The organism is Paenibacillus sp. OK003, from assembly GCF_900109515.1.
In the GTDB taxonomy this organism is placed as follows: Bacteria; Bacillota; Bacilli; order Paenibacillales; family Paenibacillaceae; genus Paenibacillus; species Paenibacillus marchantiae.
In genome coordinates, this window is the sequence record NZ_FOBD01000002.1 from 96,299 (window position 1) to 120,681 (window position 24,383).

General features: G+C 50.2%; 18 protein-coding genes and 1 pseudogene. 12 read left to right on the forward strand and 7 right to left on the reverse strand.

Features of this window, described 5'->3' with window-relative positions:
* Positions 1-32 precede the first annotated feature (32 nt).
* Genes BMW94_RS03280 through BMW94_RS31105 form a run of 4 tightly spaced genes read left to right on the forward strand, consistent with a single transcriptional unit; the run spans position 33 to position 8,691 of the window.
* Complete coding sequence (locus BMW94_RS03280) at positions 33-1,082, forward strand: isochorismatase family protein (RefSeq protein WP_090994447.1); 1,050 nt, start codon at positions 33-35, stop codon at positions 1,080-1,082.
* Complete coding sequence (locus BMW94_RS03285) at positions 1,079-8,317, forward strand: amino acid adenylation domain-containing protein (RefSeq protein ID WP_254790097.1); 7,239 nt, start codon at positions 1,079-1,081, stop codon at positions 8,315-8,317. Before BMW94_RS03280 ends, BMW94_RS03285 begins: the two co-directional genes overlap by 4 nt.
* Before the next feature lie 12 nt (positions 8,318-8,329).
* Positions 8,330-8,566 carry an MbtH family protein gene (locus BMW94_RS03290; RefSeq protein WP_072733826.1) on the forward strand — a complete coding sequence of 79 codons (237 nt, stop codon included), beginning with the start codon at positions 8,330-8,332 and terminating at the stop codon, positions 8,564-8,566.
* Positions 8,563-8,691, forward strand: a complete 129-nt coding sequence (locus BMW94_RS31105) for a hypothetical protein (RefSeq protein WP_302847987.1) — start codon at positions 8,563-8,565, stop codon at positions 8,689-8,691. The genes BMW94_RS03290 and BMW94_RS31105 overlap by 4 nt, the downstream gene beginning before the upstream one ends.
* 86 nt (positions 8,692-8,777) lie before the next feature.
* Here BMW94_RS31105 and BMW94_RS03295 read toward each other — a convergent pair whose 3' ends face one another.
* Positions 8,778-9,470 carry a 4'-phosphopantetheinyl transferase family protein gene (locus tag BMW94_RS03295; protein WP_090994449.1) on the reverse strand — a complete coding sequence of 231 codons (693 nt, stop codon included), beginning with the start codon at positions 9,468-9,470 and terminating at the stop codon, positions 8,778-8,780.
* Between the two features lie 80 nt (positions 9,471-9,550).
* On the reverse strand, positions 9,551-10,423 hold the full coding sequence (locus BMW94_RS03300) for an arylamine N-acetyltransferase family protein (RefSeq protein WP_090994451.1): 873 nt from the start codon (positions 10,421-10,423) through the stop codon (positions 9,551-9,553).
* 241 nt (positions 10,424-10,664) lie between these two features.
* Between BMW94_RS03300 and greA the strand changes: the two genes are divergently transcribed.
* Positions 10,665-11,141: a transcription elongation factor GreA gene (greA, locus tag BMW94_RS03305; RefSeq protein ID WP_090994452.1), complete on the forward strand. Its 477-nt coding sequence runs from the start codon at positions 10,665-10,667 to the stop codon at positions 11,139-11,141.
* Positions 11,142-11,216: 75 nt separating this feature from the next.
* Here the strand turns inward: greA and BMW94_RS03310 are convergent, their stop codons facing one another.
* Both BMW94_RS03310 and BMW94_RS03315 read right to left on the reverse strand, forming a co-directional pair.
* The gene (locus BMW94_RS03310; RefSeq protein WP_090994454.1) at positions 11,217-12,569 is read right to left on the reverse strand and encodes a hypothetical protein; all 1,353 of its coding nucleotides are present in this window, start codon (positions 12,567-12,569) and stop codon (positions 11,217-11,219) included.
* A 225-nt stretch (positions 12,570-12,794) separates the two neighbouring features.
* Positions 12,795-13,748, reverse strand: coding sequence for a hypothetical protein (locus BMW94_RS03315; protein ID WP_090994456.1), 954 nt, complete (start codon positions 13,746-13,748; stop codon positions 12,795-12,797).
* 212 nt (positions 13,749-13,960) lie between these two features.
* Here BMW94_RS03315 and BMW94_RS03320 point away from each other — a divergent pair, with 212 nt between their 5' ends.
* From BMW94_RS03320 to rlmN, 4 genes are all read left to right on the forward strand, one after another.
* Complete coding sequence (locus BMW94_RS03320; RefSeq protein ID WP_090994458.1) at positions 13,961-14,641, forward strand: response regulator transcription factor; 681 nt, start codon at positions 13,961-13,963, stop codon at positions 14,639-14,641.
* Positions 14,634-16,043, forward strand: coding sequence for a sensor histidine kinase (locus BMW94_RS03325; protein WP_139209288.1), 1,410 nt, complete (start codon positions 14,634-14,636; stop codon positions 16,041-16,043). Before BMW94_RS03320 ends, BMW94_RS03325 begins: the two co-directional genes overlap by 8 nt.
* Positions 16,044-16,131: 88 nt before the next feature.
* Positions 16,132-17,496, forward strand: coding sequence for a sodium-dependent transporter (locus tag BMW94_RS03330; RefSeq protein ID WP_090994462.1), 1,365 nt, complete (start codon positions 16,132-16,134; stop codon positions 17,494-17,496).
* Positions 17,497-17,672: 176 nt separating this feature from the next.
* Positions 17,673-18,767 carry a dual-specificity RNA methyltransferase RlmN gene (gene rlmN / locus BMW94_RS03335; RefSeq protein ID WP_090994463.1) on the forward strand — a complete coding sequence of 365 codons (1,095 nt, stop codon included), beginning with the start codon at positions 17,673-17,675 and terminating at the stop codon, positions 18,765-18,767.
* A gap of 428 nt (positions 18,768-19,195) precedes the next feature.
* Here the strand turns inward: rlmN and BMW94_RS03340 are convergent, their stop codons facing one another.
* On the reverse strand, positions 19,196-19,636 hold the full coding sequence (locus tag BMW94_RS03340) for a GNAT family N-acetyltransferase (RefSeq protein WP_090994465.1): 441 nt from the start codon (positions 19,634-19,636) through the stop codon (positions 19,196-19,198).
* 141 nt (positions 19,637-19,777) lie between these two features.
* Here BMW94_RS03340 and BMW94_RS03345 point away from each other — a divergent pair, with 141 nt between their 5' ends.
* Both BMW94_RS03345 and BMW94_RS03350 read left to right on the forward strand, forming a co-directional pair.
* Positions 19,778-20,284: a MarR family winged helix-turn-helix transcriptional regulator gene (locus BMW94_RS03345; RefSeq protein ID WP_090994467.1), complete on the forward strand. Its 507-nt coding sequence runs from the start codon at positions 19,778-19,780 to the stop codon at positions 20,282-20,284.
* Between the two features lie 144 nt (positions 20,285-20,428).
* A pseudogene (locus tag BMW94_RS03350) lies at positions 20,429-21,157 on the forward strand (class I SAM-dependent methyltransferase).
* A gap of 115 nt (positions 21,158-21,272) precedes the next feature.
* Here BMW94_RS03350 and BMW94_RS03355 read toward each other — a convergent pair.
* Together BMW94_RS03355 and BMW94_RS03360 are read right to left on the reverse strand one after the other, a co-directional pair.
* Positions 21,273-22,052, reverse strand: coding sequence for an ABC transporter ATP-binding protein (locus tag BMW94_RS03355; RefSeq protein WP_090994470.1), 780 nt, complete (start codon positions 22,050-22,052; stop codon positions 21,273-21,275).
* Between the two features lie 85 nt (positions 22,053-22,137).
* Positions 22,138-23,340: an MFS transporter gene (locus BMW94_RS03360; RefSeq protein ID WP_175480581.1), complete on the reverse strand. Its 1,203-nt coding sequence runs from the start codon at positions 23,338-23,340 to the stop codon at positions 22,138-22,140.
* A 143-nt stretch (positions 23,341-23,483) separates the two neighbouring features.
* Between BMW94_RS03360 and BMW94_RS03365 the strand changes: the two genes are divergently transcribed.
* On the forward strand, positions 23,484-24,377 hold the full coding sequence (locus BMW94_RS03365; protein WP_175480564.1) for a helix-turn-helix domain-containing protein: 894 nt from the start codon (positions 23,484-23,486) through the stop codon (positions 24,375-24,377).
* Positions 24,378-24,383 lie beyond the last annotated feature (6 nt).

The window sequence follows — 24,383 nt, forward strand, 5'->3', positions numbered from 1 at the left end:
TGTGATAAATAAAGCTGAAAAGAGGGATATTCATGGCACTTCCAAAGATTCAACCCTATGCAATGCCTGTAGAGTCGGAGCTTCCCGTCAACAAGGTATCGTGGACACCGGATGCGAAGCGCTCGGTACTCCTGATTCATGATATGCAGCAATATTTTATGAACGCCTTTACGGCAGGGCAATCCCCTGTTGTGGAGCTGATCGATCATATTTCACAACTTCGTTCAAAGTGTCATGAGCTGGGCATTCCAGTGGTCTACTCCGCACAACCGGGCGGACAGACTCCGGAGCAGCGCGGGTTACAGCTGGACTTTTGGGGTGCGGGAATAGATGGAGGACCTGTGCAAAAAGAAATTATTGATGCGCTCGCACCCGCTCCGCAAGATACGTTCATGACCAAATGGCGATATAGCGCCTTCCAGAAAACAGACCTGTTTGAACTAATGCAGCGGGATGGCCGCGATCAACTGATCGTTTGCGGTATTTATGCTCATATCGGATGTCTGATGACCTCTTGTGAAGCCTTTATGAGAGACATTCAGGCGTTCCTGGTTGCTGATGCAGTAGCTGATTTCTCGGCGGACAAACATCGCATGGCCCTGACGTATGCAGCAGAAAGGTGCGCGGTAACACTGACAACCGGACGTTTACTTGAATCACTAAATGATTCTGCCGCTGACGGAAATGAAGGAGCACTGAAATCCGAAGTGGGTGAGCAAGGGGAGCGCTCCTATGCTGCATCTGCTCAGTTGGCTGTTTCAGAGGCTGAGCAGCAAACGGCATCGGTAGCAGAGAGAATCCATGACGGAAGTCATGGCGTTGAACAAGTGACGTTGGAAACATTAAGGAATCGGGTCGGAGAGATGCTGCAGGAGCAGCCTGCCGACATTGGAGAGCACGATGATCTGATTCAGGTGTGGGGGCTGGATTCCATTCGTATTATGAGTTTGGCTGAGCGCTTTCGAGTGGAAGGAGCGGGGGTAACGTTCGTGGATCTGGCGGAGCTGCCTACATTGGCTGCATGGGCAGCATTGCTGGATAAGGCCCAAAATAGGGTGCTCCCGAACGGAGACTACTTTTGAGCGGGGCCGTGCATACGTCGCACAGTCGGAACACGGCTTGGCCCCTGTCCTCTGCACAGTCCGGCATCTGGTTCGCTCAGCAGTTGAATCCGGACAATCCGATGTACAATACCGCCGAGTATGTGGTCATCGAGGGTAGCGTAGACGCCAGACGATTCGAAGAAAGTGTGCGACAGACCGTTTCGGAAGCAGAGTCGCTGAATATGGTTTATGGCGAAAATGAACAAGGCCCACGGCAGTCTTTGAACAGCAACCCGAATCATTGGACATTTCATGTCATCGACGTGAGGGAGGAATCGGAGCCCCACACAGCAGCACTGGCCTGGATGAAAAGAGATCTGGCCAATCCCGTCAATCTGGCGACAGGTCCACTCTTCACGGAGGCGTTGTTCCAGGTAAGTCATGATTGTTATTACTGGTACCAGCGAATTCATCATATCGCAATAGATGGATACGGTGTTTCGCTGATCACCCGCAGGGTGGCGAGCCTATACTCTGCAAGTGTAAGAGGAGAAGGTGTAGATCAAGTGCAGCAGGGGGCATCGTTTGGCTCGTTGACGGCCGTTCTTCAGGAAGACGAGGCTTATCTTGGCTCAGTGGACAAGGAGCAGGATCGTCAGTTCTGGATGGGTCGATATGCTGATGAACCGGATGTTGTCAGTCTGGGAGAACGGGCTCCACGAACCTCCACCTACTTCCTGAGACAGAGCGGTCAGCTTACACAGCCGCAGCGCGAGCAAATGCAGGCGGCAGCGGAAAGGTTCGGTGTGACTTGGCCGGATTTGTTTGTAGCGGCAACGGCCATTTACGTTCACCGAATGACAGGGGCGACCGATGTTGTGCTGGCCCTGCCCGTGATGTGCCGTTTGGGATCAACATCCCTGCGGGTTCCGGGTATGGTCATGAATGTACTTCCGCTGCGTCTCAACGTAGAGTCGAATCTGACCGTGTCAGAGCTGCTGAAACAGGTTGTGCAGGAGATTCGGGCGGTACGCAAACATCAACGCTATCGGCACCAGGATCTGCGGCGTGATCTGAAGCTGCTTGGAGAGAATCGTCGCCTGTTCGGACCCATGATTAATGTCATGCCATTCCACCATGAATTGAACTTTGCGGGGCAGCGCGGCATGATTCACAACCTGTCCACGGGCCCGGTAGACGATCTGTCCATTCATGTGGTGGACGGAGGGCATGGTCATGGGCTGAGTATTGATTTTGATGCGAATCCGTCTATCTACAATGATTCCGAACTGCTGAACCATCAGCTTCGTTATATGCAGCTGCTGAACCTGGTGATGCATGAAGGCATGGAGACGGAAACGGTTGGACGACTCGAATTGCTGCTCCCTGCCGAACGTGAGCAAGTATTGGTGACATGGAATGGAATGGGAGGGGTGACGGCCGATAGCAATTCAGCAGCACGGTTTGAACAGCAGGTCCGCCGCACACCTTCTGCAACGGCGCTGACATTCGAAGGGGAGTCCCTGACATATGCGGAGCTGAATGAACGGGCAAATCAGTTGGCTCATGAATTGATACACCGATATCAGGCAGGACCGGAACAGCGGGTGGCCATTGCTCTGCCTCGTTCGCTCGAAGTGGTCATCGCCATTGTGGCTGTCCACAAAACGGGGGCCGCTTATCTGCCGCTTGATCCTGACTATCCCGAAGAGCGTCTGATCTACATGTTGGAGGATGCCAAGCCTGCTTGTGTGGTGACGGTAATGGACCATGTTTCCAGTCTGCCGACAACATCCAGTGTACCGATGATGGTCATGGATGAACCGAATACTGCTACGGCAGTGAGTCGCCGTCCTGGAATTAATCCCGAAGGTGAAGATCTGACAAGTACAGCTTCTCTGCTCAATCCTTCGTATATTATCTATACTTCAGGCTCCACAGGTAAGCCCAAGGGCGTAGCCGTAACCCATCTGGGGCTGGCGAATCTGCTTGAGGATATGAAGACGAGATTACAGGTTGGTCCGCAGGACCACTGGCTGTCGGTGACCACGATTGCTTTTGACATATCCGTACTGGAAGTATTTCTGCCGCTTACGACGGGTGCCCGGCTGGATATTGCACACAAAGAGACGATTCTTGATCCGGTAGCTCTGGCTGGGAAGATGAGAGAGCTGGTAACCACCATCATGCAGGCTACGCCTACGTTATGGCAGTCTTTGGTGACGAGCCGGCCAGGGCGATTCGATGGGCTAACCTTGATTACCGGAGGAGAGGCGCTGACGGAGGAACTGAAGCTTTCTTTGCAGGAATTGGGGTGTCACGTCAATAACCAGTACGGCCCAACCGAGACAACCATTTATTCCACGGCTGCCTCGTTCGACACAGGGGTGATGGGGAAACCGTCGATTGGTGGTCCGGTTCGCAACACACAGCTATATGTGCTGGATCAAGGCTTAAACCCAGTACCCTCGGGTGTAGCAGGGGAGCTGTATATCGCAGGCGAAGGGCTTGCGCGCGGGTATTTGGGCAGGCCTGATCTGACCGCAGAACGCTTTGTAGCCAATCCCTTCGGTCAGCCAGGCAGTCGGATGTACCGTACAGGAGATTTGGCGAAATGGCTGCCGGATGGTTCTATCGATTATTTGGGTCGTGCAGATCATCAGATCAAAATTAGAGGCTTCCGGATAGAATTGGGCGAGATTGAATCGGTAATCTCCAGGTATCCTGGTGTAGCTCAGGTCACGGTCATGGCTCGCGAGGACCAACCGGGAAACCAGCGACTGGCAGCGTATGTGGTGGCTGAGTCTGAACTCGAGAATCGAATGGATCTGGCAGAACTAAGAGCTTACGTGGCGGATGCGTTGCCGGATTACATGGTGCCTTCTGCATTCACGCTACTGCCCGAGATGCCGCTGACACCGAATAAAAAGATCGATCGCAAACGGCTTCCTGTGCCTACTTTGCTGTCCAATGCCAATGGACGGGAGGCGCGCACGCCACAAGAAGAAATTCTATGCAGTCTGTTCGCTGAGATTCTTGGTGTTGGTCGTGTGGGCATTGACGATGATTTCTTTGAACTGGGTGGGCACTCCCTGCTGGCTGGACGAATTACAGCACGTATCCGTGATGTATTCGGTGCAGATCTGACCATTGGCAGTGTATTTGAAGCTCCAACCGCAGCAGGACTAGCCAAACGATTGGATCAGGCGAAATCGGTGAGACCTGTTATTCAGCCTGTTTCACGTCAGGGGGAGCTTCCGCTCTCCTTTGCCCAGCGGAGACTGTGGTTTATGTATTGTCTGGAAGGCGCCAATCCGACGTATAATATTCCGCTGGTTGCCCGATTGGCCGGGAAGCTGGATACGGATGCTCTGGAGAACGCCCTGCAGGATATTGTAGACCGTCATGAGACATTACGAACGTTGTATCCGCCTGAAATGGGATCTGCGAGCCAGCATATTCTGAATGCTGCTGACGTCAAAGTGAAATTGAATGTAACCGCTGCTGCCGAGCAGGAGCTTCCCGAGCTTCTGACAGAAGCGTCACGCTACAGCTTCCAGCTTTCCACTGAACCAGGCATTCGTGCCGAGTTGTTCAGAACCGGCGCGGATGAGCATGTGATGTTGTTGCTGCTGCATCATATTGCCGGGGATGGATGGTCATTGTCACCGCTGATCCGCGATCTGTCGGAGGCTTATACGGCACGGTTGCGGGGTTCTTCACCTGCCTGGGAGCCGCTGCGCATTCAATATGCTGACTATGCGGTGTGGCAGGAGAGATTGCTAGGGGATGAGAAACAGCAGGACAGTCTGATTGCAAGACAGATGGAATTCTGGAGCAACCAACTGGCATATTTACCGGAGCAGGTTACATTCCCTGCGGATTACGCCCGTCCAGTCGTGTCCAGTTATCGCGGTGGGTCGGTACCTTTTACAATCAGTCAACGTCTGCATGAGCAATTGATGGTCATCGCACGTGAGAATAAAGTCAGCCTATTCATGGTGCTGCATTCGGCACTGTCCTTGCTGCTAACCCGAATGGGGGCAGGAACGGATATCGCGATAGGAACACCGATTGCCGGACGGAGCGATGATGCGCTGGATGAAGTCGTGGGTATGTTCATTAACACCCTTGTGCTGCGCACCGATACTTCAGGTGATCCAACATTCCGTGAGCTGCTGGCCCGTGTGCGGGAAGTCGACCTGGCTGCATATGAACATCAGGCTCTGCCCTTTGAACGGTTGGTTGAAGTGTTAAATCCGCCTCGATCCCGTTCCAAACATCCACTCTTCCAAGTGATGCTTGTGCTGCAAAACACACCGGATATTCGTCTTGATCTGCCGGGTATTGCGGCGGAAACCCGCATGCATGGCGTGGGTTCATCCAAATTTGATCTAACCCTTGAACTGACAGAGCAGCGTGAGCATAACGGATCTCCAGGCGGAATTAAGGGTGTGCTGGAATTTAGTGCAGATCTCTTCCGGGAATCTACTGCAAGTGAACTCGTGGTCCGATTGATGCAGGTGCTCGAAGATGCAGTGCAGCAGATGGATGAACGAATCAGCAGATTTCATGTCGTGACCCCGACTGAGCAGGCGCAGCTTGAAAAAGAATGGTCCTTTACGCTGAGTGAGGATGCGCAACTGACCATAGCCGAGCGCTTTGAAATACAAGCAGCGGCTCATCCGGAAGCGACTGCCATGACATGTGAGGATATCACCTTGAATTACAGGGAGCTGAATGCAAGAGCCAATCAGCTTGCCAGATTACTGATCGCTCAAGGTGTGGCACCGGAACAAATGGTTGCGCTGGCCTTGCCTCGTTCTGTTGAAATGGTTGTGGGCATTCTTGCTGTGCTAAAAGCAGGGGCCGCTTATCTGCCGCTTGATTCTAATTATCCGGCAGACCGATTGACACATATGCTGACAGATGCAGCACCGAAAGTAATGGTAACAAGTACAGAGGTATATAACTTGCTTCCGCTGGTGGCGGAAATTCAGTGTATTAATATGGACGATTCGCATACTTTGCAGCAATTGCAGATGCTGGATGATCGAAACCCTGCGGATCGTGAACGCAATGGGCGTGTAACACCTCTGAGTCCGGCTTACATGATCTATACCTCGGGTTCGACAGGCAAGCCCAAAGGGGTCGTTATTCCGCATGCCAATGTCATCCGTTTATTGGATGCCACGCAGCACTGGTTCCATTTTGACGCGAATGATGTGTGGACCTTGTTCCACTCCTATGCATTTGACTTCTCCGTCTGGGAAATCTGGGGACCGCTGCTGCATGGAGGAAGATTAGTCGTTGTTCCTCATGAGATCAGCCGTTCACCTGGAGCGTTTCTGCAGTTGCTTGCTGAGCAAAAGGTGACCGTATTGAACCAGACACCATCCGCATTCTATCAACTCATGCAGGCTGACCGGGAAAATCCGGCTTGGGGACAGCAGCTTGCACTCCGTTATGTCATTTTTGGAGGCGAGGCACTGGAGCTTGGGCGCTTGGATGACTGGTATGAACGCCATGCGGATGATGCGCCAAAACTCATCAATATGTATGGCATCACCGAGACGACGGTTCACGTCAGCTACCAGGAACTGCATGTAGGCAGTTCTACGGAAGGCGCGAGCAGCTGGATCGGACGCGCCATACCGGATCTTCGGGTATACGTGCTGGATGATCAACTGGAGCCTGTACCGACAGGAGTAACCGGAGAAATGTATGTAGCCGGAGCAGGTCTGGCTCGTGGTTATTGGAACCGACCTGATCTTACAGCTGAGCGTTTCGTTGCTGATCCATACGGTCCGCCAGGCACGCGTATGTACCGGACAGGAGATTTGGCGAAGCGTCTGCATGATGGCTCGCTCGATTATTTGGGCCGAGCGGATCAGCAGGTGAAAATACGGGGATTCCGTATTGAGCTTGGCGAGATTGAAGCGGTGCTGGCAAGGCACTCAAGCGTGGCCCAGGCTGCTGTAATTGTCCGTGAAGACCAACCGGGGGATAAACGTCTTGTAGCTTATATCGTTCCGGCTTCGGATACAGGGGCGGTCCCGGAATCGAATGCTTTGCGTCGTCATGCGTCTGCCAGCCTTCCGGATTATATGGTTCCATCTGCGGTTGTAGCGATGGAGAGCCTGCCGCTTACACCGAATGGCAAGCTGGATCGCAAGGTACTGCCCGCACCGGAAATGCAATTAACGACAGGTGGCAGAGCACCTCGCAACCCGCAGGAGGAGATCCTCTGTGATTTGTTTGCCGAAGTATTGGGCATGCGGAGTGTGAGTATCGATGACAGTTTCTTCGAGCTGGGTGGCCATTCGCTGCTGGCTGTTCGCTTGATGAGTCGCATTCGTGAAGCAATGGGACGGGAGCCAGGCATCGGCATTTTGTTCGAAACAGCGACCGTAGCGGGACTGGTGGAGCGACTGGAGATGGATTCGGATTCCGGAAAAAGCTCGCTTCAAGTGCTGTTGCCGCTCAGAACGCATGGGGAGCATCTGCCTATATTCTGTGTCCATCCCGCAGGAGGACTTAGCTGGTGTTATGCCGGGCTGATGAAACATCTGGGCATGGAGTATCCGCTCTATGGGTTACAGGCCAGAGGCATTGCTGAGGTTGAGGAACTTCCGTCTACACTGGAAGATATGACAGCAGACTACATCCGCCATATCCGCTCGGTACAGCCTGAGGGACCTTACCGTCTGCTGGGCTGGTCTCTTGGAGGCAACGTTGCGCAGGCTATGGCGGTACAACTGCAATGGGAAGGGGAAGAAGTAGAGTTTCTCGCCATGCTGGATGCATATCCAAGCCACTATCTGCCGATTCGCGGAGAACCGGATGAGGAAGAAGCATTAACCGCATTGCTTGCACTGGGTGGTTACGATCCGGACAGCATTGGAGATGGACCGCTGGATATGGCAACGGCTATGCGCATATTGCGCAGTGAGGGCAGTGCGCTGGCAAGTTTGGATGAAGAAACGATCATGAAGCTGCGGAAGACCTATGAAAATTCCGTACGGATCTTGGGGGCCTACACGCCATCCCGATTCGAGGGGGATCTGATCTTCTTCCGTTCCACCATTATTCCTGACTGGTTCGACCCGATTGAACCGGAAATGTGGAATACGTACATCGGTGGCCAATTGGAACGTCATGATATCGCTTGCCGTCACAAGGACCTCTGTCAGCCTGGGCCTCTGGAGGAAATCTGCCGAACACTGGCCGCCAAGCTGGAGGAGCTGAACAAGCGCGAAATTCAACATCAATAGGAGGATAAGGCGATGAGCAACCCATTTGAATATGAAGACAGCAACTATCTGGTGTTAATCAATGAGGAGGGGCAATACTCCCTCTGGCCTGCATCCCTTGAAGTGCCCGCAGGTTGGACCGTGATGCTTGGCAAGGCCAAGCGCCGGGTATGTCTCGATTACATCGCCGAGCAATGGACAGATCTGAAACCGTTAAGCCTCTGCGATGAAATCGGCATGCCTGGGGCTGTTCATGAGGCTAGCAGATGAAATTCGGTCTGAATCCCAAGGTCATTGTCAGCATCGTCTACGTGCTGGCGATGTTTATGGTGGCCATGGATGGAACGGTCTTGAACGTAGCCTTACGAACCATTGGTGAGGCGCTGGGGATCTAATCCCACGTTTCGAAAAAATCCCTGGCGGGTTCGCCAGGGATTTTTAAGCATGATTGTTATTGAGGAAAGGGGCTGTAACCCCTCCTTCATAATAATGCCTGATACAACTCTTCAATTGTGATGACATCCGGCTGGGTGGGTAAAGCTTCTCCTGCGGAACAAGCTGCTATCATATGCCCATGATCCAGTCGCAGGCTGAGGAATGCATAAGCGGCTGCTTCTGGTGAGTGCCAGTTCCCGTCAGCATCACGGATCATGGAGAATGAATCAAGTGGCATGGATAGGCCCATGCCGACGGCCTTGATGTAGCTTTCCTTCAACGTCCATAGACGGTAGAAGGTCTCTAGCTGCATCTCAGTGGACTCCGCAGCCAGAAATTGGCTCTCCGTGAGAGAGAAGAATCGTTCCGCAATCTTCATGTCGATTGGAGCTATTTTTTCCACATCCACACCCAGATCAGCTTCACCGGCAGAGATTAAAGCAATCCAATCGCCGGAGTGCGAGACATTAAATTGAACATCAACATAGTTACTGAGACTGAGGGAAGGTTTGCCGTATTTGTTACGGGTAAAGGAAAGTCCTTCTGGCCTTAGGCCAGTCAACTTGCTCAGCGTCACACGGGTCAACACTTCACCCAGAACAGAGCGATAGGCGTCCGACTGGTGTACAAAACGTGAAGCTTGTCCTCGTCTTTCCTTAGATACGTGCGATAGAAAAAGGTTCCAGTATGCCTCGGGCAATTCTGCCGGAACTTGAAGAACTTGAATCGTTATCATCATTTATCACCTGACGATGTATTCGGCATGGATTGCAGACTTTCCTTTATCTCCATCGGTTTATCGGGTCTGTCTGTGCCGCTTCATACCTGCTGTGTTCTTTTCCATTCATCATGTGCAGCCTGTACCCGTGCCCACATTTCTTTGCGTTCCAATTCTGTGTAATTCAACAACGGTTCGTGGAATTTCTCAGCCAATACGGCTTTCCACTCGGTGTAGGTTTGAATCTCCTTTTTGCGGATACCATCGCGGTCATGCGTCCGGAGCATACATCCACGTAGTTCGTTGCTTTGGAGAGCATGCCTCTGACGGAGCAAAAATGCGTTATGCCAGGGCGAATCGACCGACTGGCTGTAGAATCCATGCTTAGGTATGAACTCTTCCAGGCTGGTAAGCTCTTCGGGAGCGTAATCGACACCCTCACTTGGCCCGTTGGGTTCATATTCAAGTCTCCATCCGCCAGGAGCAACAGATGAAGGCATTAATGTATAAGTAAACGGGGCCGATCCGTAAGTTCCATAACGAAGAGGGAGCGGTTCGAAGGGCATGCCGCCCAGACCGACATCGACAATCCAACGTTCCACATTCGGGTCTGCATCTGGCAAAGAGACCGACAGACCGAGATGGAACGAGTTCACACGTGGCTGCTCTCCATATGGCTGAACTCCGGCACGATGCCAATGCACCGTATATCCCAGAGAGCGAAGCAGAACGCTGAATGCGCCATTCAGATGAAAACAGTAACCACTGCGGCCTTGCAATATAAGATGGACCGATTCTTGAAGATCAATGCCCGCAGGCCGCCCTGCAAAAATATCGACCGTTTGCCAGGATAGATGCTGCACATGTGCCTGCTGGATTTCGGATAGGAATTCCAGGGTGGGTTCCTTGATATTATGAATGCCTATCCGTTTCAGGTAGGCCTGTATTTCAGATGGAGTCAATGTAACATTCATCCAGATCACCTCGGGTCATGTAGTGGGCGTATTATTAATTGCTGCTGCCCTGAATTCATTGTAAAAGTGAACGGATGAAATGAATACACTGGTTTGCTTCAATTGTACCGGTACAGTGTAAGAAGAAGCATACACATCTTTCCATCAATGGGAGCGTTATTTCTTTTTCTTGGTATGTTAACCGTTTGGAGTGGATATAGGTTAGAATATAGATAGAAAGCAGGATTAGGAGATGGAAAAAATGGCTAATGATGAAGTGATTTTGACACAGGAAGGCTTGGAAAAGCTGGAGGACGAACTGAGGGATTTAAAGACGGTGAAGCGTAAGGAACTGGCGGCGCGTCTGAAACTCGCGATCAGTTACGGTGACCTGAAGGAAAATAGTGAGTATCATTCAGCCAAAGATGATCAGGCTTTTATGGAAACCCGCATTTTGATTCTGGAGAAAATGCTGACCAAAGCAAGAGTCATCACTTCGGACAATATCGACTCGAACAAAGTAAGCATTGGCTCAACCATTCTGCTTAATGATATCGAATTCGCCGAGAAGATTGAATACATGCTGGTTGGTCCGGCCGAGGCGGATGTTGCCGATAACAAAATATCGTACGAAAGCCCGCTTGGCAAAGAACTGATGGGCAAAGAAGTAGGCAGTGTCATTCATGTCAATGCGCCAATGGGCATTATCAAATATGAGTTGCTTGAAATTAAAGTTTAATGGGAATAAAGGTGTTTCGGCAACCATGGAAATGGCTGTTGGAACACCTCTTTTTTTATTCTTGCAAAATAATATTCAGCTCCGTTTTTTTCGTTCATCCAGAACTTCACGGGTCATGGCATATACAACCCAGAGCAGGATCACGATATGGATGATCGCAATGGAAATGCCTATGCCATACATCAAGTCATTGGTCAGTCCCGAACCGTGCATGCTGAAGCTCGCTCCATGTCCTCCTCCACCAAAGTTACCATGCCCCCCACCAATGCGCGATTGTCCTTCCTCGGCTCCAAAGTCGCTATCAGAGCCCGTGCTCATAATCATGGCAATATTTACGTAGGTCGTCAGCGAGAAGGCAATTGTGGCGTACATCCATTTACGTTCAAAGAACGGAACCAGAACCAAAAATAACAAAGCAGGGATGCTGTAGCGCTCATGAATTTCCGTTGGCAGCATAAAAAAGGCGAGATTCACCGCTGCACCTGCAATGAGCAGGGATGAAATACGTATTTCCTTAATCAGCAGTAGATAGGCCGCTACTCCAATCACGGCAATGGCAAGCAGCAGCAGACCAAACATTTTATACGTCACTATGCCAAACAACACCGTAGCATCGCTGGTTCCCGGATCACCAAGCAGGTGATACCAGATATTCATGGCGTTCAGCGAAAGCTGCGGATACATATTAACGGCGCTTCCGTAGGCGTTGGTCAGCATAGTGCCGAGCGTTCCGTTTGCAGCAAAATAGAGAAGTACAGGCAGGATAGCCATCATTAATCCTGCTACAAATAGAAGCGTGCCGCGAAATCGCCTGTGATAAAGCTGGCGTAGTAATACAATACCGATCACCGGAGCAATGACAATCGCCTGAAACTTTGCCAGCAGGGCAACGGAGAACAATATACCCGCCAATAGAGGATTACTTAGCAGCAGAACGGTAGACAGCACCATTAATGTACTGTGCAGGATGTCGATCTGTCCCCACATGGCGCTGTCGACCAGCAGACCAGGGTTGAAGGAAAGAACTGCAAGCAGCACCAAACGTTTGCCAGAGCTTAGCTTTTTGAATGTGAGGGCCAAGACCGCCATGGACAGCATATCGAAGGCGATAGGCAGTATTTTCATGGACAGATTGGCAGCTGAGGCGGTTATGCCGAGTCCATCCAGTATCCAGCGGTACAACCCCAGAATGAAGATAAACACGGGGGGATAATTCTGATCTTTTCCATACAAGTATGATTCACGAACCCCGTATTGGTGGACGGCATTCATCCAATCGACGAACAGTGACTGATCTCCGATATAACCCCTGAATTGTGTTCCAAGGTACAAACGCAGCAATAGACCGCCAGTAAAAATTAGAGCGGCACACAGCCAGAAATGCCTGTTCCATCGGGTATTTGGATCTCTGTAGCTCAGTGTGTTCATCCTTCTCCTCCTCAGCATGGGCGATTGAGATTGGTGCAAGTATAGGTGACCAAGCTGAAAAAGGGATGAATTTTGGGTCATGTTTCACTCAGATGGAAGCTTAAAGTTTGCTGAAAGCCAAGGAAGTGAAGAGATGTATCCTGCAATAGATGGAGAGAGGGTCCTGTGAACAGGACCCTCTCTTTATATGGTTTGGTGGTAGTTTGGGGTTAATGGGGAAGGGGATTAGCTGGCTTGGTTACATTGCTCGGTTACTTGCTGTTTGGCATAGGTATGGAGTGTTTCCGTCAGTTTGCTGGAATCTACGCCTTTTTCTTTGGCAATCGAAGTTAACGTTTTTCCATTCTTCAGTTGGGCTTGCAGCTCATCTGCGGATGTGTTGAACAACTGGGCAGCCTTCGCCAAATAACCGCTGTCCTTGAATTGCTGCTGCTCTGTGGTTAAAGTACCGGTCGTGTTTTTCCAGGACTCATTCAGTTGAGAAGTGACCCAGCTTTTTTCTTTGGTTACGACGGTATTAATGACTTTGCTCTTGTCTACGCCCTGATCCTTGGCAATATCAACGATGGATTTACCAGCCTTGATTTGCTGATTCAACTCCGTTTGTGACAGGTTGAGTGCAGCTGCGGCGGCAGATTTATTCAGACTTGTCAGGTTATTGGATGACGAGGTATCCGTCGATTTTGCTGTAGCTGCAGCCGTTTTGGATGTAGTTGAAGTGGTCGTGGACGTTGTTGTTACCGTCGTTACGGTGGTCACTTTTTTGGTCAGGGAATTATTCAGCTGTTTGGTCAGGTCTGTCTTAATAGAAGTCACTTTGGCTTGCGTGAGCTTGCCGGACTTCTGATCACTTGCGAGCTTGGTCAGCTGTGGCTGCAGCAGGGCGTTGGTTACTTTAGTTGTGCTGACGCCCTTCGCTTTAGCCAGATCTGCCAACGTTTTACCAGCCTGGAATTGCTTTTGCAGTTCCGTTTTGCTTAGGCCCAGGACTTTTTGCAGCGATGTATTGGAGCACAGGGAGTTCTGATCCAGACTGATATTATATCCATTCGAACTCACCTTGGCATTGGCGGCAGCAGAGACTTGAGTTACAGCGGTCGGGGTGGCGGCAAATACTGAAGCCGATGTGGCAGAGAAGATCATCGTTGCACCCAGCATGGCAGGAATCCATTTTTTCATTGTACATTCACTCCTAATTTTTGATTTATTTTTTGTTGCACCCTTACTGTAATCCCGAAAGGTGAAAAAACGGAGAAAGACAGACTGGGGTATTTTTACAAACGCGATGTATTGGACACGGACCATCTGGAAGTGCGAGAATGTTTGAAAATTAAACCGGGCAGGGTTGGCGTGCTCGTCTTTATCACATACTGCTTCTTAGGAGGTATACATTGAATACACACCGCATACTGCTCGCTGAAGATGATTCCTTGTTGGGTGAGTTGATTGTTCATATGTTGGAGAAAACCAGCTTTGGAACCGTGGAATGGGTGGAAAATGGGGAAGATGCCTATCACTATTGCATGGACTCTCATTATGATGTGGCTGTACTGGACTGGATGCTGCCTGGATGGACAGGGCTATCCGTATGCAAAAAATTAAGAGAGAACGGCTATGCCGGAGCAATCCTGATGTTAACCGCCAAGGATGCGCTGTGTGACCGGGTTCAAGGATTGGATGCTGGAGCAGACGATTATCTGGTGAAGCCATTCGAATTGGAAGAGCTTCAAGCCAGGCTGAGAGCCTTGTGTCGCCGTAATTATGCACCGCTGCTGGAGGAAGTTGCCGAGCTGGATGGTCTGCGCCTGAATCGTTCCAGCCTGACGCTGAGTATGGAAGATCAGGTCATCCAGCTAAGCCCTCGTGAATTTCAGATGCTGGATTTGTTGTTACGGAACAAGAGCGCTACCCTCAGCCGCGAATTAATCCTGGAACGGATCTGGGGGTACGACTCGGACGTTTCGACCAAAATTGTGGATGCCACGATAAAGCTGCTGCGCAAAAAGCTTGAGCTATTCAACAAACAACACCTGATCCATAGCATCCGAGGGGTGGGCTACAAGCTTGAATAATAGAAAACGAATAGGTAGAGACGAACAAGGCATCCACCCAGGAAGAACTAAAGAAAATTTGTTCGGTCGTACGCAGGGTCGACTTACCCTCACATACAGCAGTCTGACGATTGTGCTGCTTGCACTATTTGTAGGCGTGGTCTATGTTCTGTTATCTTACATTGTCATCAATGGTCAGAAGGATAATCTTCTCTCTCTCGTTGCGGTTGAGCGGGCTTTGGTGGAAAAGAATATGCAAGAAGGCAAGGCCGGAGATACGCTGGATAATCGAAGGTTATGGGGATCGGGCAGTGACCAGTTCTTCTATTATGTCCTCGGTTCGGACGGCAAAGTGATCTCAGGCAATGAAATGTTCCCGGGGATGCGTTCAGACCTTCTGGGGCTTGTACAGGACTGGAAACCACGTGCCAAGGAGATTAAGGAGGTAAGCCTGAGCGTTCCCGCAGATGTATTGGATAACGGAGAGGAAGATGCTGCACCAGTTGCACCATCGACTCTCCATCTGATGGTAACCGGCCAGAATGTGCTGACCAAGAATGGTCCAGAAATGACGCTCTATGCGGGTATTAATGTAACGCCGCAATACAAACTGCTGCACAGGCTGCTAATGCTGCTAATTTTATTGGCGATTCTGTTTGTATTTATTGCCTGTCTCATCGGTTGGCTGATGTCCCGTAAAGCGATGGTTCCTATTGTGAAATCCTACAACCGACAACGTGAGTTTGTAGGAGATGCTTCTCATGAGCTTCGCACTCCGCTGAGCGTGCTGCTGGCATCCGTTAACGCCCTTGAACTGGAGCTAGGACAGGACGCACCTTCTTTTGCCAGAAGAACCCTCTCCAATATGAAAGAGGAGATCAGGCGAATGACACGCATGGTGCAAGATCTACTCGTGCTGGCACGCTCTGACTCGGATGAGATTGAACTGGTGAAGCGGGATTTCGATTTTCGGCCGATTGCCGAAAAGACGATGCAATCCATTCGGCGTCTCAAAGCGGCAAAGGGCATTCGAATGGAGCTGGAAGGGCCTGATAAGATGGTTCTCAATGGCGATCCGGAGAAACTGAGACAGGTGCTAACCATTTTGCTGGATAATGCCGTGAAGTTTACTCCACGGGGTGGAGAGGTTCGCGTGGTGCTGTCGGATCGGGATGAAGAGGGACGTCCTGTCTTCCATTTGTCTGTAGCAGATACGGGCGTTGGCATCAGGCCGGAGGATGTGGAGCGAATCTTCGATCGCTTTTATCGTGGGGACAAATCACGTACACGTGGTCCGGGAGGACACGGTTTAGGGCTTGCGATTGCGAAGTGGATAGTGGAAGCCCATCATGGTCAGATTGCTTTGTTAAGCGAAGAAGGCAAGGGCAGCATATTTAATGTAGACATTCCTGTAAATAAATAACATTTCGATTAATTTCGATTTTCGAATGACCTGAGTGGATGACTGTTATATAATAACGGAAAATCTTAGAACAGATGGAGTAGATATAATGAATTTCAGTAAGTCCAGTAATTCCAATTTGAATCAAGACGAACCGGGCAAAGGTGAACGCTTCTCACAGGCCGGATTTATCCTGGCTGCCATTGGTAGTTCAGTGGGCCTCGGCAACATGTGGAAGTTTCCTTATATTACGGGAGAGAACGGGGGAGCGGCGTTTTTCCTGCTCTTTATCGTTTGTCTCCTGTTGATTGGTCTGCCTGTATTGCTGGCTGAGCTTGCGATTGGTCGCAGCGGCAGAGGAAGCGCGGCTACGGCCTTTATTAAAGCGGGTGGGCAAAAAGGGTGGCTTGCGGCTGGTTTGCTGCAAGTATTGACGCCGTTTATCATTCTTTCCTTTTATGTCATCATTGCAGGCTGGACGCTGCAATACGCAGTGACGTCATTCAGCGGCACGCTGTATAACAATCCGGATTATGCTGGGCAATTCGGTGAATTTGTAGGCGGTTATATGCCGATTGTATGGCAGCTGATTTCCGTTCTGATTACAGGCTGGATTGTAGCCAAAGGGGTATCGAACGGAATTGAGAAGTTTAATAAGGTACTGATTCCGGCGATGCTGGTTCTGCTCATTATTCTGATGGTTCGTGCAGTGACTCTGCCAGGAGCTGGTGCGGGAGTTTCCTTCTTCCTGAATCCGGACTTCTCGCAGCTTACGACCGAATCTGCGCTGGTTGCGCTTGGACATGCTTTCTTCTCCCTATCACTGGGTATGGGTATTCTCGTGACATACGGTTCATATGTTGATAAAAATCAATCGCTCGGTGCAGCAACCGTTGCTGTCGGTGCGGGTGACCTGATCTATGCGTTCATTGCGGGTCTGATCATATTCCCAACGACCTTCTCCTTCGGGATTGCACCGGATCAGGGTCCATCGCTAATTTTCGTGGCTCTGCCGGCAGCCTTCTCGGCTATGCCGCTGGGCTTCGTGTTTGGCGGGTTGTTCTTCGTGCTTCTGGCGATTGCGGCGTTAACGTCGGCGGTATCCTTGCTGGAAGTTCCGGTGAAATATTTCATGGAGCGATTATCCTGGAGTCGGAGCCGCGCGGTATGGACCATCTCACTTGCCGTCTTCATCGTTGGGCTTCCTTCGGTATTGTCGCTCGGATTGTTCCCTGAATGGACAATTGGCTCGAAGAGTGTGTTCGACTGGATGGACTTTATGGCGTCCAACATTTTACTTCCTGTTGGTGGATTGCTGGTTACTATTTTTGCCGGATACTTCTGGAAAAAGGCTGCCGAAGCATCCGGCCTGCGTGCAGGCTGGTTCCGGGTATGGCTGTTCATGCTGCGTTATATAGCGCCAATCCTGGTACTTCTGGTTCTGCTGCACACCTCCGGTATTATTCACTTCTAAACCGTTGGGAATTGAAGTGAAGAAATAATTTACTGTGCAGATTTGCCATTGATAAAACCTCTTGGAAGAAATGCAAAAGCCCTTGTGTTCCCTCGTCAATTTTGGGACAATACAGAGTAGAGGTTTTTTCGATAGACCGATGAGCCATATGCTTTTTGCGAAAAGAGGACAATAACATGATTAAATCATCCATATATGGATTAACATTAGAGCAACTACGTGACTGGCTGCCGGAACACGGACAGAAGAAATCCCGTGCTTCCCGCATCTGGGAATGGTTATATCAGGAGCGTGTGCACGATTTTACAGACATGACGGACGTGCGTCAGGAATGTCTGGATGTCATTTCCGAGCATTTTACGATGAACTCGCTGAGTGAACATGTGAAGCAGGAATCGGCAGACGGCACGGTGAAATTTCTGCTGCGTATGCAGGACGGTAATCTGATTGAAACAGTTTTAATGCGCCAAAAATACGGTCTTACTGTATGTGTAACTACTCAAGTGGGATGTAATATTGGCTGCAGCTTCTGTGCGAGCGGGCTGATCAAGAAGAGCCGCGATCTGTCCGGTGGCGAGATTGTAGAACAGATTATGCACGTACAACAGTATCTTGATGCAGCTGGCCAAGGCGAGCGGGTAACTAACGTAGTCGTGATGGGAATTGGCGAGCCGTTTGACAATTTCCAGAACATGACTGACTTCATCGAAGTGATCAAGCATCGTAAAGGACTGGCGCTTGCGGCCAAACGGATCACCGTCTCCACGAGTGGGCTGCCTGACAAGATCAAGGAATTTGCAGACAGCAATCTGCAAGTCAATCTGGCGATTTCCCTGCATGCACCAAATAACGAACTGCGGACACATATCATGAAGATCAACCGGGCCTTCCCGATTGAACAATTGATGGACGCGGTGGATTATTACCTGGCTACGACGAACAAGCGTATTATGTTTGAGTATATTTTGCTTCGGGACGTCAACGATCAGCGTGAACATGCGGCCGAACTGGCTGAACTGTTGTCCAGCCGCAAGAGCATGGTCAGCATCAATCTGATTCCGTACAATCCGGTGGATGAGCACAGTCAGTATCAACGGAGTACGGAAGAGTCCATTCTGGGCTTCTATGATACGTTGAAAAAGAATAACATTAACGCAACTGTACGCATGGAACATGGTACCGATATCGATGCAGCCTGCGGACAATTGCGCAGTAAGCAGATGAAAAATAACGCCGCTGAATCTCAGCCAGGTCGTCTGGCTTTGGGATAAGGATGCAAGACAAGAAGTCAGGTTAACGTCTGGCTCTGTTAGGTGAAACTCGCGCCGCCCATCCGCGTATGGGTTGGCGCGAGTTTTTTGGTTTCGCACAGGTCGAAGTACCGAGGTAGCCGCCCGTTAGCAGTACACGCTTACTAGATATCCTCCCAATGTGGCGCTACATCTAATGAACACACCGCACCTTATTGTGGCAAATGACATGAATTAGAAATCCTGAGGAACTTCAGCCACGTTAATACGGTAAAAACCGCAGAAGAAGGTGCATTTTAGGCTGTTAAACAGAAAATAAGGTGCACAGGATTCGTTACATTTTCAAAATGGGTGATCCCCATTCATAGCGCTGACTGGGTTCATTAGAACCCAAAAAGAGCATCCCCAAGTCTTGTTCTTGAACTTTGAGGGTGCTCTTCTTTTTGTATTTATTTTAAGTTCTTGGTCATCAGCAGATGAGGAATGCCGTCTTCCATGAATACGTCCGAGGCTGCCGTGTATCCGAGACGTTCATAGAACCCGGAGGCTTGTACCTGTGCGTGCAGCTTGGCTTTCTCTAGCCCTTGAGCGAGTGCCATCTGCTCCAGTTTATCAATCAATACACGACCAAGTCCATGTTTCCGATAATCGATCATGACACAGATCCGTTCCAATTTGGCAATATTTTCGACCACACGTAATCTGGAAGAGGCAGCAGGAACGTCGTCTACGTAGAGCAGAATATGTCTTGCTTCCGTATCCAGAGCATCATAAGCGTCGAATTCATCCTCCGCAGGCACCCCTTGCTCTTCAACAAAAATGGCGGTACGAATGGCGAAGCAGGCGTCGAGCAATTCCTGGTTATTCGCTTCAACAACAGTTGTATTCATGAATATTTCTCCTTTAGTCAATAGTATTCCTATCCTGACATGGTAAACTGGTAGATAGAATGAATGTGTACCTGTTTCATGTGTTATCATGGTTAAAATTTAAACGGATTTAATTCAGTTATATCATCAATTATGTTGCGAATGCAACAATTTTATAGAGGGGTGAATACATTGACTGAAAAAAAAGAAGTGTTGCGTGAAATCGGCATGATTGCCCGCTGTCTGGATTCGATCAGCAACGTAGAATTCCAGCATTTAAATTTGTCTCGGGGACAGTATTTGTATCTTTATCGCATATGTGAGAATCCTGGCATTATTCCCAACCAGCTCGCTGAATTAATCAAAGTGGATCGGACCACGGCGGCCAGAGCCATCAGCAAACTGGAAGCGGACGGGTTTGTCGTCAAACAGTCGGCAATGGGTAATAAAAAGAATAAGTTGTTATATCCGACTGATGCTGGCCTTGAAGCCTGGGATTTTATTCGCAGGGAGGGTGTTCATTCGGACCAGGTAACGTTGGAGGGTTTAACGGAGGAAGAGATCGAGATGGCCGTTAATCTGCTGCGCCGGATGCGCCACAACATTGAGGTGGATTGGAAATTTGTCAAAAAAGGCGGCCGCCGACCTTATATGGATCAATCTGAATGAGCTTACTTCTAATGCGTCAGGACTGTTTGCTGGATTATTTCGAGCGACAGCCTTTTTGCTGTAGAAACCTATGCCGATATTCTGTATAATCTTCCAGGCTGAATAATAGAGCTGAGCTTCATTACAGTAACGGAGGGTTGCGGATTGAGCGAACGGGGATCGGATTTTTACGAAGATGGGGCCAATTTCGAGAAGTATATGGAACGCCGGCAGTGGCAGGAGAATGCCAATGATACGTTGGAGAAGCCTGTGATGCTGGAGCTGATCGGAGACGTTAGGGGCAAGAGCATATTGGATCTCGGCTGTGGGGATGCGAGGTTCGGAGCAGAACTGTTGGGTCCCGCCCACCGTGGTGGCAGTTATACGGGAATTGAAGGTTCAGTGAATATGATTCAGGCAGCTAATGAATTGATAAAGGGTCAGAACGCACAGATTGAGCAAGCGTATATGGAAGATTGGAGCTATCCCGCAGATACATATGATCTGGTCATATCCAGACTAGCGATTCATTATATTGAGGATGTGGACAGCCTGTTTCGCAAGGTATACCACACGTTAAAAGAGAATGGCACATTCGTATTTTAGGTAGAACATCCTGTGATCACGTCAACGTTGCAGCCTTCGGGGGTCCGAACCAACTGGGTTGTCGATCAGTATTTTGTGGAGGGATTTCGGGAGCAGCAATGGCTTGGAGGTACGGTGAAAAAAATGCATCGCTCCATCGAATCCTACTATATGGCATTACAGCAGGCAGGATTTCAAGTACAGCATCTGCGGGAATCGGCGCCTCAGCGTCAGCATTTTGTGAACGAGGAGACGTACATGCGCAGACAGCGCATTCCGTTGTTTTTATTCCTTTCTGCCCGGAGATAGTACACAGAACACTGTGGATAATTCATAATTTAGCCAAACAGCCCAAAAACCTGTCCACATGTGGATAAGATTTTGGGCTGCTTCGACTGTTATGACTGTGAATAGATATAAAAAATTATTTATCCGATGCTCTGACATAGACACGTTCTCCATGCCGATCTACATCTACAGGTGATTCAAAAAAGTTACTCAGTACGTCTCTGTTCATCAACTCGCTGGTTAATCCGCTATTCACGATCTCACCCCGCCGGAGCAGCAGGCTGTGACTGAACACAGGCAAGATTTCCTCCGTATGATGAGTGACGTAGATGAGCGAAGGGGTATCCGGCTTCTGCGTCAGCTCACTGATACTTTCCAGCAGCCGCTCTCTGGAGAACAGATCGAGTCCATTGCAGGGTTCGTCCAGAATGAGTACACGCGGGTTAGCCATCAGGGCTCGGGCGATGAGCAGCTTCTGCTTCTCCCCCTGGGAGCAGGTACGATATTCGCGATCCCACAGATGCTGACAGCCGAGTGTATGCATTAATTCTCGTGCTTGAATCAGATCCTCGTCGGACAGTTTATCGTACAGTCCGATCGTGGCGTGTTTGCCGCTGATCACGACATACTGGGTGCGGTCGGTGCCATACAATTTCTCCTGAAGGGAGGAGCTGACCCAGCCAATCGACTTCCGCAGCTCACGCAAATCCACATCCCCGTACCGGTGTCCGAGCACGGATATCGTACCTTCTGTGGGCCAGAGATATCCGGTAATCATGTTCAGGAGTGTGGTTTTACCGGAACCATTCAGGCCAAGCAATGCCCAATGCTCGCCTTCGTTTACACGCCAACTGACATCGTTCAGGAGGGTGATCGGTCCCCTTTTCCAAGTAACATGCTGTACATCAATGATCATGGGTTATTCCTTCCTTCTGTTTAGCCTCTGTCTTCATTATTCTGACCTTATTGTAGTCACAAAACGAACGACGTTTCAATGCATATTAGGCGTTTCTTGGCCGATCCCGGCGCAGGAATACAGCACACACCCCGAGCAGCGGCAAAAAAGAACATAGCTTGATGACGAAGGAAATGCTGGTCACATCAATCAGGGAACCGAGCACAACCGAGCCGAGTCCCGCCATGCCGAACGACAGGCCGAAGAATAATCCCGATACCGTCCCAATATGACGCGGCAGCAATTCCTGTGCGTAGACAATGATGACACTGAAGCCGGACATCAGAATCAAACCGATCATGCCGCACAATACCATGGATAGAGCAGGTCCCGCATAAGGCAGCAGCAGTGAAAATGGTGCAGTACCCGCGATGGAGAACCAGATCATCGGTTTACGTCCATAACGGTCAGCCAGTGGACCGCCGAGCAGGGTTCCAACCATACCCGCAAATTGCAGAACGAACAGGCAGATCTGGGCCTGCGAAAGAGGCAGGTTATACGCATCGGCGTAATAAAAGGCATAGTATCCGGTCATGCCGGCAATATAAACGAATTTGGAAAACAGCAGCAGGATGAGGATCCCCATTGTAAAAGCGATAAATCCCCGACTTACAGGTTGGGCAGCAGGCTGCACAATGCCGTTTGCCTGTACAGACTGTTGCTGACGGCTGCGATTATCCGCCAATTTGTCTCTATACCAACGGCTAACGGAAGACTGGATAGTGATCCCGATTAGGGCAAAAGCCATTAGCCACAGAAAACTAAGCTGTCCATGCGGGAGCAGGATAAAGGCAACCAGCAATGGGGCGAGAGCCTGACCTGTGTTGCCACCGACCTGGAAGATGGACTGTGCCATTCCACGTCCTCGACCTGCCGCCAGATGGGCGACGCGTGAGGATTCGGGATGCAGGATGGATGAGCCTATACCGATCAATGCTGCGGAGACAAGCAGCATCCATAACTCGGAAGACAAGGCAAAGCCGAGAACACCGATGAGGGAGAACAACATGCCGCCAGGCAGAAGAATCGGCATCGGCTTGCGATCAGACATATAACCGACCAGCGGCTGTAGGACCGATGCGGTAATATTCAATGTGAAGGCAATCCAGCCCATCTGGGCGAAACTGAGCTGCATGGTTTGCTGGAATAGCGGAAAAGCAGACGGAACAACGGTCTGCATCGCATCATTCAGCAGATGGGCGAAGCTGACTCCGGCAAGCGCCCAATTGGCGGAGTGATTGATTTGCATTTTGCTTACAGCGGCTTGTGCCACGGGAGATCACCTCGAATTTATTTTTTTACCATGATAAAAGATACAGACAGATATTGTCTTTGTGAAAAGTGCTTGGAAAGTGAGCACGATTTGCTATAATGTCAGCAGGTGAGGAAACGATGGAATTAAATATGATGCTGAATGGATTGGAATTGTGGAAGGCTTCTGGTGGATTCACCAATGAACCCCATGTGCATGATGACTGGTATCAGATTACGTTGCCTGTAAGAGGACAATGCCATCTGGTGCAGGAACAGCAGGCTTATCCACTACAAGCAGGACTGGGGATAATTGCGCATCCCCGGATGGAGCACTTTTTCGAGATTGGATCGGATTCCGCGGTGATCGTGATCAAGTTTCGTAATCCGCCAGTTGGCGGCTTGGAGGATTCAGGGAGGCAAGGGGCGCAGACCGAATTTCGGACTACACAGACCTTCGATCCTGCTGAAATTAGCAGACTGTTTCGAGGCTGGAACGCCATTTTGCTGGACGATGCGCCTGAACCATTGCAGATACAGGAAACGGAGCTTGCCGTTGAGACCTATCTTGGACGGATGCTGACTGGTCAACCAAATGGGAGTAACCTGACGCTGGCAACCGCAGGAATAGGTGTGGCGGGGAGCGTAGGGTCTAGCCTGATTTGCGGGCAGCTTTCGAATCTGCTTCAGCGAACTAATAGCAATGGCGGCGCGTTCATCGACCCCCATCTGCGGCGGGTGCTGGAGTATATACACAGTGACTATACAAGTCCAATGGACATTGAATCGATGGCGGCGGTTGCACACCAGAGCCGATATCATTTTATGCGTTCCTTCAAGGCACTGACAGGTTCAACGCCGTATCAGTACGTGCTGAATTTGCGTGTGGAGGAAGCCACCCGACGACTGCGCCATACAACAGATTCTGTGACCACCATCAGCTTTGGGCTGGGGTTCTCCAATGTCAGTCAGTTCTACAGAGCGTTTCAACGCGTGACGGGGGTAACTCCGATGGAGTATCGAAACCAGTTGTAGAATTTG